Here is a 14518-nt window from a genome sequence, read left to right as displayed (position 1 = left end):
GCTGTGAGCCAGAGTGGCGCAGCTCTGCTGAATGGTGTTCTCGTTGCGAGCGCGCTGCTCGGGCTCGCGGCTTGTGGATCCGAGCCGAGGAAGCCGGACGCTGTTCCGCAGGCGACAGAGGCGGCTGCGGCGCCGACTGCGAAGTCGTCGAGCGCGGCTGCCCAATCGAAGACGGCTGTTGCTGATGCGGCCACTGGAGCTGCCGCGCCTGTGGAGGTTCCGGTTCCGCCCGAAGCACAGCAGCAGTTCGACAGTGCGGTCGCTGCGATGGCAGGCAACGCGGCGGCCGCTGAACAGACCTTTCGCACACTCGGCGATAACTATCCGGCCTACGCGGGGCCGCTGTTGAATATCGCGATCCTGCAGACGAAGGCAGGCAAGCTCGAAGATGCCGAGAAGACGCTGAGTTCTGCAATCGCGCGCAACAGCAACAGTGCCGCTGCGTACAACCAGCTGGGCATCGTGAATCGCCGCATGGGCCGCTTCAAGGAGGCCGACGAGGCGTACCAGCGGGCGCTGCAGATCGATCCGAACTACGCACTCGCGCACCTCAATCTGGGTGTGCTGTGCGATCTGTATCTCCAGCAGCCGCAGCGTGCGCTGGAGTCCTACGAGCGCTACCTCTCGTTGTCCGCATCGCCGGACGCAAAGGTGGCTGCATGGGTCACCGAACTGAAGACGCGGCTGGGCAGCCAGCAGCGCAGTGCGAGTGCCGAATGATGAAAGCTCACAAGGTCTTTTTCCTGTTGTCCCTGGTCGCGACGGCTGCGATTGCGGCCGAGCCGCCGGCACCGAACACCGATGCGCCGAAAGAGGAGAAGCCGCTTTCAGAGAGCGCCGCGCCTCGCGCATCGAGTTCTGGCCAGAAGCCAGCAGCCAGCGGCCAGCAGCCTGCTTCGGGCCGCCGGGGCGACCGTCTCGAGCTCAACACCACCGTCGTGACGGGCAATCGCGAGCTGCCCAAGGTTCTCTACATCGTTCCGTGGAAGAAAGCCGATATCGGCGATCTGCCCGCGCAGCCTTTCAACACGCTCCTCGATGAAGCATTGACGCCGGTCGACCGTGACGTTTTTCGTCGGGAAGTGACGTACTACGGTGCAGTGTCGTCTGGCGGTGACAAGGCGAATCCCGCTTCTCAGGCGCCGCAAGCAGGTCCTGAGAAGTAGGTCGCAGCGTACAGTTTTACCTAAGGCGATAAAGCACTACAGAACGCTCGCATGACTGGCCGGGAGCGATACGTGCGCAACGCAGAGCGCGTGGCACCCGCCGGTTGACGCACGAAACAGATTTCATTTTCACACGCGCTTCTGGCAGCGCGGCACGGGACGGCAGAGGAGTACCTAGCGATGACTTTCCTGGATTACGTGGTGGCCTTCTTCAAGGAAGGCGGACCCTTCCTGTACATGCTCGCCGCGATCTTCGTGGTAGGCGTGGCGATCGCGATCGAGCGCTTCGTGTACCTGACCAAGGAGACGACGGTGAACCGGCGCGTCTGGGCGCAGGTGGCCCCGCTGATCAGCCAGGGCAACTTCCGTCAGGTGATCACCGTCACCCAGAAGTCGAGCGCTGCGCTCGCAACCGCACTCAACTACGGCATTGCCCGTCTCGCGAGCGCTCGTCGCCGCGATGACGTCGAGAAGGCGATGGACGAAAGCCTGCTCGAAATCATTCCGAAGCTCGAGAAGCGCACGCACTATCTTTCGGCGCTCGCCAACATCGGCATGCTCACGGGTCTGCTCGGTACGGTCATCGGCCTGATCGCGGCGTTCGCCTCGATCGCGACGGCGAACCCGGCGGAGAAGGCGAACCTCCTCGCCGCCAGCATTTCGGTCGCCATGAACAACACCGCGTCGGGTCTGTTCGTCGCGATCACGCTGCTGCTCGCCCACATGTTCCTCGAAGCCAAGACCACGAAGCTGATCGACAGCCTCGAAATCGCCAACGTCAAGTTCCTGAACTCCGTCGTCGAGCGTCGCCAGGATACCGACGAAGATGCGCCCGCGCCGGCTCCCCGCGGCCGCGCTTCTGCGCACGGTTAAGAATCGAACGCTCAAGACGCTACGGAGACGGCCATGGCGCAGTCGAAAGTCGCGGGGCGCGTGCGGCGTAATCACGCGCGCTACCGTGGGCGACATGACATCAATGTCGTGCCGATGATCGACATGATGATCATCCTGGTGTTCTTCCTGATTTTCACGGCGGTGTTCACCAAGACGAATGTCCTGGAGCTGAACCTGCCGGGCGCGGACAGCGCCGTCCCCGATCTGCCGAAGGGACTGAATCTCGAAGTGATCGTGCGCAAGGCCGGTATCGAAGTGGCTGATCGCGGCACTGGCGTGCTGCGCACTGTGCCGCTCGCCGGCGAGAAGTACGATCTGAAGAGCCTGTCGGAATACCTGCAGCTCGTGAAATCGAAGTACCCGGACACGCTCAACGCAACGATTCTGCTCGAGCAGGACATCCAGTACGACACGCTCGTGCAGGTGATGGATACGGTTCGCGTGTTCCAGGTGCCGGGTTCGCAGTGGGATATCGCGGAACTCTTTCCTGATGTTTCCGTTGGAGATGCGCCAACATGACTCCTTATCGCATCAAGCGCCATCGCAAGCGCAGTAAGGGCGGCGGTGCCGAAGCGGCCGGTCACATGACCCTGGTGCCGTTCATCGACATGCTGATGATCCTGGTGGTCTTCCTGCTCGTGCACACGTCGGACGTCGATGTGCTGCCGAATTCGAAGAACATCTCGATCCCCGAATCGATCTCCGATAAGAAGCCGGAGCCGAGCGTCGTCGTGATGATCACGAAGGAAGACCTGCTGGTCGACGGACGTGCGGTGGCGAAAGTCTCCGACATCGTCGCGGCGCAGGACACTGTGATCGCGCCGCTGAAGCAGGCGCTGCAGTCGGTCGGCGATTCAGTGCTCGCGGATGCCGCGAAACAGGACATTGCCGATCGTACGGTCACCATTCTCGGCGATCGCCACACGCCTTACGCAGTGCTGCGCAAGGTCATGGCGACGTGCACCGATGCCGACTACGGCAAGGTTTCGCTGGCAGTGGTGGAGCGTGAGCTCAATACGAGCCTCAACTCCAATCGCACCGCGTCGCTGAGCGCGGCGAATCGCAATTGATGGGGCGCACCACATGAGCACGGCCATCGCCCCGTTTTACCGTCTCTACGAACTGCCCTGGTCGCCGACCGAGGCGGTCGAGAAGCGCTTCCGCAACATCGTCCGCAACCTGTTCATCCTGTTCGGGTTGCTCGCGCTGATCATCACGTTCATGCCGACGCCGGACAAGAAGCTGGCGAAAGCGCCGGATCTGCCGGATCGCGTGGTGAAGCTGGTCATCGAAAAGAAGATTCCGCCGCCACCGCCTCCGCCGCCCAAGGTCGAGCCGAAGGAAGTGCCGAAGCCGATCGAGAAGATCGAGCCGAAGCCGCAACCCCCGAAACCCGATGCGCGCCAGAAGGCGCAGAACGCCGGCTTGCTCAAGCTGCAGGATCAGCTCGCCGACCTGCGCGACAACTCGGTGCTCGACAAGGCCGCGATGACGAAGAACCTGTCCGGCAAGGTCGGCGAGACGACCAGCTCCGAACGGTCGCTCATCACGTCCAAGGTCGGTTCGAACAGCGGTGGCATCAACACCGCGGCACTGAGTCGCGGCTATGGCAGCGGCGCAGGCTCGCTGACCGGCCACACCACGACGCAGGTGACGTCTTCGACGCTGGCAGCGCAGGCCGACGACGGCGTGAAGCGCGGCGCCGGCAGCACGAAGGCCGCCCGGAGCCGTGAAGAGATCGAGCTGATATTCGACCGCAACAAGGGCGCGATCTACGCTCTCTACAGCCGCGCGCTGCGCGACAAACCCGACCTCAAGGGCAAAGTCGTGCTCGAGCTGACGATTGCGTCGACGGGTGAAATCACGCAGTGCCGTGTGGTCTCGAGCGAACTGAACGATCCGGACCTCGAGCGCAAGCTGGTCGCCCGAGTGAAGTCGTTCCGGTTCGAGGCGCGCGACGTCGAGACGATTACGACGACGAAGCCGATTGATTTCTTCCCGGCGTAGGCCAGGAAGGCAGCTGGCTACTGGCTGCTGGCCAGAATGGAAGAAGGGGCCGCTGGCCCCTTCTTCGTTTCCGGATTCGACAGAATCCATTCGCCTGTCCTTCTGAGCTCCGACTCATGCTCTGGCCAGCAACCAGCAGCCAGCAGCCAGTAGCCCGTCTACCGCCCATCCCGTTGCCGCCGCCGTTCCTCGTCCCGCCTTGCTTTCCCCAGGCCGCCCCCGCAATCATCCGTTCCATGAATATCGACTCCGAGGTCAGGAATTTCGTCGATCTGTCGTCGATCGACAAAGCGCGGTTTCTCGCGCGCTTCATGTATGAACTGACGCTCGACGCCCGCAACTTCTACAGCCCGGGCAGCAATCAGGACATCGATGCGAACAAGCTGCGCTTCGTGAACGAGATCCAGCATCGCGTGACCCGGTTCATCGAGCAGATCCTGATCGATGATCCGGCGCGGCCCGCCGACGAGGTGCTGTTGAAGTTGCTGCTGGCGCCGCGCAGCGAGAAGACCATCGAAGCGCTCGTTCACTCCGCTTACACGCGCACCATTCAGGCTCTCGGCTGACAGTCAGCTGCCTGTCGCGTCAGACTGCGCAGCCGCCGGTGCTGGCGCATGACTGGTCGCGGTATCCGTTTCGAAGAGCTGTTCCAGTTCCCTGGCAGCCAGCTGCGAAGACTGGATCAGCTTCTGTTCGTCGTCGCGTGCCTCGCGTTGCCTCTCCAGCGTGCGCTGATCGTGTGAATCGAATCGCGAGATGCTCTCGATCGCATCGGCGCGCGAGAGCCCCAGCGCTTCCAGCGCATGCTGCGCCATATCGAGACTGGAGAGGTACGTTTCGCGGATCACGTACCGGACGTCGAGATCCAGCAGCCTTATCGCGTGCTGGCGATTGCGGGCCCGGGCGAACAGCTTGAGATGCGGGAAGTGACGCCGGACCAGCGCGGCGGTTCGCACCGATAGATCGATATCGTCCATGGCGAGCACGAGGATCTCGGCGCGCTCCGCACCGGCGGCTTGCAGCACGTCGCGACGGGATGCATCGCCGTAGTAGACCTTGTTGCCGAATCTGCGAACGAAGTCGACCTGGGCGACATCCGATTCGAGTGCGGTGAATGAGATCCGGCGCATGCGCAACACGCGGCCGACGATCTGGCCGAAGCGGCCAAAGCCCGCGATGATCACGCGGCTGTCGGTGCTGTCGATTTCATCGAAGGCGCGCGGTTCCGCTCCACCCATCTTCAGCTCGACGAACGACTGCAGTCGCATGAGCAGCGGGCTTGCGATCATGGTGATGGTCACGACGATCACGAGCGTATCGGCGAGCGACTGCGCCATGATCCCGTGGCTGACGGCGATTGCGAAGAGAACGAAAGCGAACTCACCGCCCTGGGGAAGAGAGAACGCCATGCCGCGGCAGGCATCCGCTGCGTAACCCATGAAGCGGGCGATGAGCCACATCAGCGTGAACTTGACCGCCATGAGTCCCACGACGAGCGCGGTGATCCGGCCCGGATGATCGAGCAATGAGCCCAGGTTGGCGGTCATGCCGACCGAGACGAAGAAGAGTCCCAGCAGCAGTCCCTTGAAAGGTTCGATGTCCGCTTCCAGTTCGTGACGGTATTCGCTTTCGGCGAGCAGCACGCCGGCGACGAATGCACCCAGCGCCATCGACATGCCGACGGCGTTGAACAGCAGGCCGGTCGCGACGACCACCAGCAGGGCGGCGGCAGTGAATGCTTCTTTGGCGCGCGTCTCGGCGACAGTGCGCAGCAGAGGGCGCAGCACGTAGCGTCCGCCGAAGACCATGAGCAGAAGAACCGCGATTCCCTTGCCCGCGACGAGGAGCGATTCCACCACGGTCTGTTCGGAGGCCCGCGCCGCCATCAGCGGCAGCAACGCGAGCATCGGCATCACGGCGATGTCCTGGAACAGCAGGATCGCGAACGCCGATCGTCCATGCTGAGTGTTGAGTTGATGACGCTCCGCGAGCAATTGCAGCACGAGCGGTGTGGAAGACAGCGAAAGGGCGAAGCCCACCACGATTGCGGCATGCGTGCTCAGGCCCATCAGCCAGGCGATGACGCCGACGATGATCGAAGTCACTGCGACCTGCGTGAGGCCGAGCCCGAACACCGCCTTGCGCATTGCCCGAAGTCGCGACGGCTGCAGTTCGAGCCCGATGACGAAGAGCAGCATGACGACGCCGAATTCGGCGACGTGCAGCACACCTTCGCCGTCCTGGATAAGGCGAAGCCCCCACGGGCCCAGCAGCATTCCCGCAAGGAGATACCCCAGTACCGACGCAAGCCCGAACTTGCGGCATAGCGGAACGGCGATCACGGTCGCCGTGAGGAAGATGGCCGCGTAGACCAGCAGTGACATGAGCGTGACCTCGATCGCGTAACCGGGCGCCGGGATTCTGGCGCCGTGCACAGCCATCGTAACAAGTGCAATGCGCGGGCGGATGGGCGGGCAATCAGGGCGGACCTCATGGCTGCTTTTGCACCCCCTACAGGATGATGCGGCCGAATTGTGGGCACATTGCCCCTCGAGGAAGTCGATGAGTCTGGTTACACAGGATCGCCCGGAGCACACGATCGATGCGCGCAACCGCATCGCGTCGGCGAATGCTGCCTGGGTGGATCTCGTGCGCGATCGCGTGCCCGGCGTGACCGGCATCGAAGACGTCATCGGTCGTCCGCTCTGGGATTTCGTCGAGGGCACGCAGGTACGTCAGCTCTGGGAGATTCTCTTCGAGCGTGTGCGTGCGGTTGGTGCTCCAGTGTTCGTGCCGATGCGCAGTGACGCAGCGGCTGTCCGTCGCGTGTGGGACGTCGAGCTGCATCCGTTGCCGGAGAGTGCAATCCGGCACGTCTTCGAACCCGTGTGGTCGGAGAAGCGGCCGGCGGTTGCCTTGCTCGACCTGGCGTACCCGAGGAACACGAACGAGTTGCCGTTCTGCGCCTGGTGCAATCGGATTCAGGTCCGGATCGGTGCGTGGGAAGAAGTCGAGAACGCCCAGCTCACGTTGCGCATCGAGGCCGCGGAAACGCTGCCCCGACTGAAGAGGAGCGTCTGCACCAATTGCAAGCAGTCGCTGCTGAAGACCTTCCCCGCGAGAGTGGCGTAGACGCGCAAGGCGCGCTCTGGCTGGCAGGCTAGCCGGCCAGCTGGCCGTAGGATCCTGGTGGGGTAGGCGTTCTGCCATCGGCAGTCGGGCGGTCCCGCTGGTAGACTGCGCCTCCTTATGAATTCCCTCCCTTTGGGTCGGGCCGCCTGACCAGCCGTCGGCGCCCACACTCCCATGCCCCGTCACGATCTCGTATTCCCATCGAAAGATGCCGATCTGCGCGAAGACGTGCACATGCTCGGTGCGCTCGTCGGCGATGTCATTCGCGAGCAGGGAGGCGAGGAGCTCTTCCAGGCGGTCGAGCGGGCGCGGCAGGCAGCAATCGGGCAGCGTGAAGGCGAGGCCGAAGGCGCCGTTCGATTGATGGTCTGCACGCGCGGGATATCCCCGGCGCTGTCGCGCGATCTGGTGCGTGCCTTCTCGACGTGGTTCGAGATGGTGAACATGGCGGAGAAGGTGCATCGCATCCGCCGCCGTCGTCACTATATGAATGAGGGCGAGACGCAGCCGGGCGGTATCGAAGACGCACTGATTGCGCTCCGCGAGAAAGGCCTGCAGCTCACGGACATTCGCAGGCTGATGCTCGAAATGTGGATCGAGCCGGTCTTCACCGCGCATCCCACCGAGTCGACACGTCGCACGATCCTGCGCAAGCAGCAGAAGATCGCTCAGCTGTTGCTGGGCCGGATCGGCCTGTCGCGCAGCGCTGCCGAGACGCAGACGATCTGGGAGCGCATCCGCACCGACATCACGTCGGGCTGGCAGACGGCCGACAATTCGCGCGAACGCCTCACCGTCGCCGACGAGCGCGAGCACGCGCTGTTCTTCATCGTCGAAATCCTGTTCCAGATCGTGCCGGTCTTCTACGAAGAAGTGACCGCGGCGCTCGTAAAGGTGTACGGACCCGAAGCGAAGGATCTCGAGCTGCCGGAGATCCTGCGTTTCGGCTCGTGGGTCGGCGGCGACATGGACGGCAACCCGGACGTCAACGCCAAGACGATTCGCGAAACGATCGCCCGCCATCAGCAGCTCATCGTCAATCGCTACTTCCTCGAGTGCCAGGGTCTCGCCGAGTCCTTGTCGCAGAGCGCGACGCGCATCGGCATCTCGCCGCAGCTGCAGGCGCGGATCGATCACTACCAGACATTGCTCTCCGAATCGCAATCGTTGTCGCCGGCCCGGCACGACCGCATGCCGTATCGCGTGTTCCTCGGCCAGATCCTGGAGCGGTTGCGTTCGACATACGAAGGCCGTCAGGCCCAGTACGAATCCGCTTCGCATTTCCTCGCCGATCTCAATCTGATCTACGACAGCCTGATGGCCAACAGGGGCGCGCATGCGGGCGCATTCCAGGTCAGTCGATTGATCCGGCGGGTGCGTACTTTCGGTTTTCATCTGGCGACGCTCGACATCCGTCAGAGCTCTGTCGTGCATCGTGGCGTGGTCGGTCAGGGGATCGGTGATTCGAACTGGAAGGAACGCAGCGCCGAGGATCGCGTTGCGCGCCTGCGCCACGCACTCGAGCGCGACGAGAGTCCGTGCGCAATTCTCGATGCGACGGGCAAGCGCGCGCTCTGGGTGTTCGAGGCGCTCGCTCACTGCCGTCATCGCAACGGCCCTGACTCGATCGGGCCCTACGTTGTCAGCAGTACGCGCGGCGTCGACGATATTCTTTCGGTCCTGCTGCTCGCTCGGTGGGCAGACACTGCCGATCGCCGCTCCGGCGACGTTCCCGTGGACGTCGCGCCGTTGTTCGAATCCGCGGAAGCGTTGTCACGCTGCGGCGAGCTGATGCGCCAGTTGTTGAACGAGCCTCTGTATCGACGCCATCTCCACGGTCGCGGCAATCACCAGTACGTGATGATCGGTTACTCCGCGAGCAACAAGGACTCGGGCGTTGCGATGTCACGCTGGCTCGTGCGCAAGGCGCAGGAGTCGCTCGTCGAAGTCGCCGCCAGCTCGGATGTCGATCTCACGTTCATGCACGGCCAGGGTGGCAGTTTCGGACGCGGCGGTGGCCGGACCGAGGCGCTCATCCGCAGTTCGCCGGAAGGTGTGAGCCGGGGGCGTCTGCGCATCACCGAAGCCGGTGAGCTCATCAACGAAAAGTACGGGCTGCGACCGATCGCGCTCAGAATTTTCGAGCAGGCGTTCAACGTGCTCGCGCTCGCGAGCAGCGGCACGACGCCCAGGGAAGTGGTCGATCCGAAGTGGCGGGAGATCATGGATTTCCTGGCGACCCAGAGTGCGAACACCTATCGCGCCACCACTTACGAAGACGCCGCCTTCAATGATTTCTTCCGGCAGCTGACGCCTATCGACGTCATCGAACGCATGCAGATCGGGTCGCGGCCCACGACGCGTAACGAACGAACCGGCATCGCGGCGCTGCGCTCGATTCCGTGGAACTACGCGTGGTCACAGTGCCGATACATGATGCCGGGCTGGTTCGGTGTCGGCTCTGCGTTGACAGCGGCGATGGAGCGAGTGAGTCCCGCGGTGCTCAAGGAAATGTACGAGCGCTGGTTCTTCTTCCAGAACCTGATCGACGACATCGAGCTGGCGCTTGCACGCGCCGATCTCAGCATCGCTGCCTTCTACGATGAACTGGTGGATCCGCAGTACCAGCGGTTCATTCCGGTCCTGCGCGAGGAGTACGACCTGGCGCGCAAGCGGGTGCTGGAGCTGAAGGGCGCCACGTGTCTGCTGGAAAGCGAGCCGACGATCCAGCGCTCGATCCGGCTGCGCAGTCCCTACATCGATCCGATGCACCTGCTGCAGGTCGATCTGCTGAAGCGGTGGCGGGCTGGTGGGCGCGAAGACAAGGAGATGCTGGCGGCTCTCCTCTCATCCATTACAGGAATCAGCCAGGCGCTGCAGGGGGCGTGAGGAAGGGGATAGGGGATAGCGGATAGCGGATAGCGGATAGTCAGAATGCGACGAATGCGAGTCCGCCCCGCAGACTAATCACCATCCGCTATCCGCTATCCGCTTCCAGCTTCAGATGCGGCATCAACCAGCCGACGATCGTTTCGAAACTGGATTGCCGGTTGTCGTCAATGAGTTCTGGGCGTTCCTGCAGCAGTCGATACGCGAATGCAACCACGTCGGTCGCGTCCCGCCGGCGCGATTCGGGTAGTTGCAGCCACTGCTCAAGAACGCGCTTTTTTTCGTCGAGCCGTGCCATTGCCCCTCCCGCAGCTCAGACCAAATTGCGCGCGCGGAAAGTAGCAGCGCTGCGCAGGTTGTGCACTCAATTTCTTCGCGGGTTGTCAGCACAACAGTGGCATCACCCAGTGTGTGCCGTCGCTGCCCGCACGACATCTCATTCAAACAAGAAGATAGCGTCGGGCTTTTCGCGGCCGTTCAGGTTCGTCGCTGGCGTTGTTGCCCTGCTGAAACGCGCATGCGAAGCGCCCGGCCGGCATGGCTGCGCAAAAAGCTCTCTTGTTCGATTGAATCGCGCCGCATTGGTTGCTGCCGTGATCCGCGCCCCTATCGCGGTAAATACTGATCCGGCGTTGCATGTGAATTGGCGTCTGATTCGCCGTGTTGCCCGCCGGTTGACATGTCGAGGGAGTGGATTGCGCGTGCCGTGCGGCGGATGTGCGCAAACATCCACTTGCGATCCGCGGCGCAAGGGCGTGAAGTTTTGTTCGGCAGTTGTAACGTCCGTGTACATCGAGAGACGCGCGTGAATGGCAATTCCCTGATTTAACGCGGTTTCACTATCCAACGGTCGCTGCGATGCGGCAGAATGCGCACCCCGTTGATTTCCCATCCGTGAGACTCCCCGTTTGAAAAAGCGCACTTCCAAGAAGGCCTCCGGCACGCGTACCTCGAATCCCTGGGTATCGCTGTCCCGCAATGGTGCAAACCTGCACATCGAGGACTTCCTGACCTTCCGGCTGACGCGTCTGTCGAACGCGCTTCGCAACAACATGACGAAGCGGTATCTCGAGGAGTTCGATCTGAGCCTGCCCGAGTGGCGCCTGCTGGCGCTCGTGACCCGATTCTCACCGCTGCGCTTTTCGGAGCTCACGAACCGCTCCAGCATGGACAAGGGACAGGTCAGCCGCACGTTGCGGGTCATGACCAAGCGCGGTCTGACGAAGACCAAGATCATCGCTCAGCGCGGTTCGCGCTCGGCTGAAGCTCTGGCCGCTCCGGTCAGCGTGTCGATCACCCCGAAGGGCAAGGCGCTCTACAAGTCGGTGCTGCCGGTCGCGCAGCGTCGTCAGGCGTCGATGTTGCAGACGCTGAATGATTCGGAGCGAGTGGCGCTCTATCAGACGCTCGACAAACTTTTTGCCGTGATCGGCGATCCGGACGCTGGGCAGGATGACGTTTGATGGGAAGCCGGCTAGCCAGCTGGCTTGCTTGCCGCTAGCAAGAAGGAAGAGGCGGGTCCGATTCAGTTTGTGGGTCCGACTTCAGTCGGACGTCATCGCCGAAGGCGAGAAGATTTCACACGGAGCTCACGGAGTACACGGAGATATGAAGTCTTCGTCTCCGTGCTCTCCGTGAACTCCGTGTGAAACTCCGCGGGTCTCAGGGACGAAGCAGCTCCACGGAAGCACCGAGTCGCGAACGGATTGCGGCGTTCACGGTATTCATCAGCAGGCACGCGATCGTCATCGGGCCGACGCCACCCGGCACCGGGGTGATGGCTCCGGCTCGTGTCACGGCAGAGGCGAAGTCCACATCGCCTACCACCTTCGATTTGCCACTCCCGTCGTCGATGCGGTTGATACCGACGTCCACGACTACTGCACCGGGTCGGACCCATTCCCCCTGAATCGCCTTCGGCCGACCGATCGCGGCCACCAGGATTTCTGCCTCGGCGCAGAGAGCGGGCAGGTCGCGAGTGCGCGAATGCGCGATCGTCACTGTGCAGTCGTTCTGGAGCAGGAGCTGCGCCATCGGCTTGCCGACGATGTTGGACCTGCCGATCACGACGGCGCGCTTGCCGCGCATGTCGGGCAGCACTTCGCGGATCAGGATCAGGCAGCCGAGCGGCGTGCAGGGAACGGTCGCTTCTTCGCCGAGCGCCAGCTTGCCGGCATTCACCGCGTGAAAACCATCCACGTCCTTGGCGGGATCGATCGCCGCGAGCACGGCAGCGCTGTCCACGCCATTCGGCAGCGGCAGCTGCACGAGAATTCCATGGACATCGGGATTCGCATTCAACTCGCGCACGAGTTGCAACAGCTCGGCGGTCGTCGCCGTCGCCGCGAGCCGGTGATCGAAATGACGAATGCCGGCTTCTTCGGCTTGCTTCGTCTTGCTCGCGACATAGATCTTGCTGGCGGGGTCCTCGCCGACCAGGACAACAGCGAGGCCGGGTACGAGACCGTTCGCGCGCAGTTCCGCGGTGCGTCCGGCGACGCGATGACGAAGGCGTTCGGCGGCCGCGCGGCCGTCAATGATCGTGGCGCTCAATTCAGATTCCCTGCGGGTGCGTGGATTGCGGCGGCTATTGTGCGGGGATCGCGCCGGATTTGCGACGCGGAGCCTCAGTTCAGGCTGAGGCTCATGTGAGCTTCGCTGGTCGATCGGCCGTTCGCACGCAAGGCGTCGGGTTCGACGCCCCACACCCGGAAGCCCATTCTCTCGTACAACCGCCGCGCGCCTGGCGTCGTCTCGTTCACGGAGAGTTGCAGCGATGCGATTCCGGGAACCGCACGGGCGTGTGCGATGGCTGCCTCGAAAAGCTGGGCTGCTACACCCTGGCCTCGCGCCGACGGTGCGACGAAGACGCCCCAGATCATCGCGATATGCGCGGTCTTGATCTGCGGCAGGCGATACATGCCGAGCATGCCGACCAGATTCCCGTTGAGCGCTCCAAAGACCAGCGCCTGCGATTCGCCCAGTTGCGTGCGCACCGCTTCGGGCGACGAATAGCGATCGTCCTCGGGGCTCGCCGAGAAGGCGAGGGGCGAATCGAGCAATGCAGCGCGCCGCAAATGGAACAGCGACTCGGCATCGTCCGGGACCAGAAGTCGAACCTGTGTCGTCGTCATAGCGGGCGAGTTTAGCCGGCAAAGCTGCCCCGAACGCCCGCGTTGCGGCATGAAAAACGGCCCCGGACCCCGGAAATCCGCGGGTCCGCGGCATCTGTGACGCAGTGTGCATTTTCCGGCAGCGCCCTGCGCCGGGCGGGCGGCGGCTCTGTGAGATGCATCGCTGTTTCAGCGCGGGGCGTCCCTATACTGCGACAACCTACTGATAACAAAGACTGTCTATGGAGCTCTCCGGGAACTCGAAGGAACTGGCGCTGCTGAAGACGTTCTCGCCGCTCGACGCCATGCGTCCGGAGAACCTCCTCACGCTCGCCCGGAGAATGAGACGGTTACAGGCTCCCAGAGGGCGCCTGCTGTTCACGGAAGGCGACGAGGAAAAGCACACCTTCTACCTGCTGAGCGGCACCATCGACCTGATGAGCGAAGGCGAGGTCGTCGGTACCGTACGCAGCGGAACGCCGAAATCGAAGAATCCGCTCGCGCATGCGTTGCCGCGCCCCTACTCGGCGGTCGTGACTTCGGATCGCATCGAATACCTGCACATCGACAGCGAGTTCCTCGACGTCGTGGTGACCTGGGACCAGACAGGCAGCTACAAAGTCTCCGAGCTGCGCGGGATCGACGAAGAGAATCAGCCCGCACCGGATGACTGGATGACGGCGCTGCTGCAGTCGAAAGCATTCCATCGCATCCCGCCCGCCAACCTGCAGGCCGTCTTCATGCGGCTGCAGCGCATCGACTATCGCGCCGGCGAAGTCGTGATCAAGCAGGGCGGAGAAGGCGATTGCCTCTACATCATCGTGAAGGGCACCTGCCTGGTCACGCGCGAGACGCCGCTCAACAAGGAAGGCATCAAGCTCGCGGAACTGCGCATGGGCGACACCTTCGGCGAAGAGGCCCTCATCTCCGAGACACGTCGCAATGCCACCGTCACGATGGTCACGGACGGCTGCCTGATGCGACTGGCGAAAGAAGATTTCCGCAAGCTTCTGCACGAGCCGCTGCTGCACTGGGTGGACTTCGATGAGGCGAAGCGCATCGCGGCCTCGGGCGGGCAATGGATCGACGTGCGGCTGCCTTCGGAGTTCGAACACTATCGCGCCGAAGGCGCTGCAAACATTCCGCTGTATTCCCTGCGCCTGAAGCTCGCGGGACTCGATCGCAACCGGCACTACGTCGTCTGTTGCGACACCGGCCGCCGCAGTTCGGCGTGCGCGTACATCCTTTCCGAACGCGGCTTCCAGGCGAGCGTGCTCAAGGGCGGGCTGTCGGCGACTGAGATCGCGCGGAAGTAAG

Annotated in this window: 15 protein-coding genes; 11 read left to right on the top strand and 4 right to left on the bottom strand. The window is 63.0% G+C overall.

The features are described from left to right. The first annotated feature begins 3 nt into the window (after window positions 1–3). The 7 genes from HNQ60_RS28185 to HNQ60_RS24375 all read left to right on the top strand — a co-directional run bounded on the left by HNQ60_RS28185 (window position 4) and on the right by HNQ60_RS24375 (window position 4633). On the top strand, window positions 4–720 hold the full coding sequence (locus HNQ60_RS28185) for a tetratricopeptide repeat protein (RefSeq protein WP_184335392.1): 717 nt from the start codon (window positions 4–6) through the stop codon (window positions 718–720). After that, entirely contained in the window at window positions 717–1166 is a 450-nt protein-coding gene (locus tag HNQ60_RS24400; protein WP_184335391.1) for a hypothetical protein, read from the top strand. Before HNQ60_RS28185 ends, HNQ60_RS24400 begins: the two co-directional genes overlap by 4 nt. 180 nt (window positions 1167–1346) lie before the next feature. Further along, on the top strand, window positions 1347–2039 hold the full coding sequence (locus tag HNQ60_RS24395; RefSeq protein WP_184335390.1) for a MotA/TolQ/ExbB proton channel family protein: 693 nt from the start codon (window positions 1347–1349) through the stop codon (window positions 2037–2039). A 33-nt stretch (window positions 2040–2072) separates the two neighbouring features. Continuing rightward, entirely contained in the window at window positions 2073–2579 is a 507-nt protein-coding gene (locus HNQ60_RS24390; protein WP_184335389.1) for an ExbD/TolR family protein, read from the top strand. After that, window positions 2576–3130: an ExbD/TolR family protein gene (locus HNQ60_RS24385; RefSeq protein WP_184335388.1), complete on the top strand. Its 555-nt coding sequence runs from the start codon at window positions 2576–2578 to the stop codon at window positions 3128–3130. The genes HNQ60_RS24390 and HNQ60_RS24385 overlap by 4 nt, the downstream gene beginning before the upstream one ends. A gap of 13 nt (window positions 3131–3143) precedes the next feature. Beyond that, window positions 3144–4067, top strand: a complete 924-nt coding sequence (locus tag HNQ60_RS24380; RefSeq protein ID WP_184335387.1) for an AgmX/PglI C-terminal domain-containing protein — start codon at window positions 3144–3146, stop codon at window positions 4065–4067. Between the two features lie 236 nt (window positions 4068–4303). Next, on the top strand, window positions 4304–4633 hold the full coding sequence (locus HNQ60_RS24375; protein WP_184335386.1) for a hypothetical protein: 330 nt from the start codon (window positions 4304–4306) through the stop codon (window positions 4631–4633). Window positions 4634–4636: 3 nt separating this feature from the next. Here the strand turns inward: HNQ60_RS24375 and HNQ60_RS24370 are convergent, their stop codons facing one another. Next, window positions 4637–6451 carry a monovalent cation:proton antiporter-2 (CPA2) family protein gene (locus HNQ60_RS24370; protein WP_184335385.1) on the bottom strand — a complete coding sequence of 605 codons (1815 nt, stop codon included), beginning with the start codon at window positions 6449–6451 and terminating at the stop codon, window positions 4637–4639. Window positions 6452–6629: 178 nt separating this feature from the next. Between HNQ60_RS24370 and HNQ60_RS24365 the strand changes: the two genes are divergently transcribed. Both HNQ60_RS24365 and HNQ60_RS24360 read left to right on the top strand, forming a co-directional pair. After that, window positions 6630–7199 (top strand): hypothetical protein, encoded by a 570-nt coding sequence (locus HNQ60_RS24365; RefSeq protein ID WP_184335384.1) that lies wholly within the window; start codon window positions 6630–6632, stop codon window positions 7197–7199. A gap of 174 nt (window positions 7200–7373) precedes the next feature. Then, window positions 7374–10088, top strand: coding sequence for a phosphoenolpyruvate carboxylase (locus tag HNQ60_RS24360; RefSeq protein WP_184335383.1), 2715 nt, complete (start codon window positions 7374–7376; stop codon window positions 10086–10088). Window positions 10089–10176: 88 nt separating this feature from the next. Here HNQ60_RS24360 and HNQ60_RS24355 read toward each other — a convergent pair whose 3' ends face one another. Next, window positions 10177–10386, bottom strand: coding sequence for a hypothetical protein (locus tag HNQ60_RS24355; protein ID WP_184335382.1), 210 nt, complete (start codon window positions 10384–10386; stop codon window positions 10177–10179). A 610-nt stretch (window positions 10387–10996) separates the two neighbouring features. Between HNQ60_RS24355 and HNQ60_RS24350 the strand changes: the two genes are divergently transcribed. After that, window positions 10997–11551 (top strand): MarR family winged helix-turn-helix transcriptional regulator, encoded by a 555-nt coding sequence (locus HNQ60_RS24350; protein ID WP_184335381.1) that lies wholly within the window; start codon window positions 10997–10999, stop codon window positions 11549–11551. A gap of 199 nt (window positions 11552–11750) precedes the next feature. On the opposite strand, the gene folD is transcribed toward HNQ60_RS24350, so the two are convergent. Further along, window positions 11751–12641 (bottom strand): bifunctional methylenetetrahydrofolate dehydrogenase/methenyltetrahydrofolate cyclohydrolase FolD, encoded by an 891-nt coding sequence (gene folD, locus HNQ60_RS24345; RefSeq protein WP_184335380.1) that lies wholly within the window; start codon window positions 12639–12641, stop codon window positions 11751–11753. A gap of 74 nt (window positions 12642–12715) precedes the next feature. After that, window positions 12716–13222, bottom strand: coding sequence for a GNAT family N-acetyltransferase (locus tag HNQ60_RS24340; RefSeq protein ID WP_184335379.1), 507 nt, complete (start codon window positions 13220–13222; stop codon window positions 12716–12718). A 221-nt stretch (window positions 13223–13443) separates the two neighbouring features. On the opposite strand from HNQ60_RS24340, the gene HNQ60_RS24335 reads away from it, so the two are divergent. Next, a complete protein-coding gene (locus HNQ60_RS24335; RefSeq protein ID WP_184335378.1) occupies window positions 13444–14517 on the top strand; it encodes a cyclic nucleotide-binding domain-containing protein in 1074 nt (357 codons plus the stop codon). Window position 14518 lies beyond the last annotated feature (1 nt).

The organism is Povalibacter uvarum, assembly GCF_014202975.1.
Lineage (GTDB): Bacteria > Pseudomonadota > Gammaproteobacteria > Steroidobacterales > Steroidobacteraceae > Steroidobacter > Steroidobacter uvarum.
This window is presented reverse-complemented; position numbering and strand designations above follow the sequence as displayed.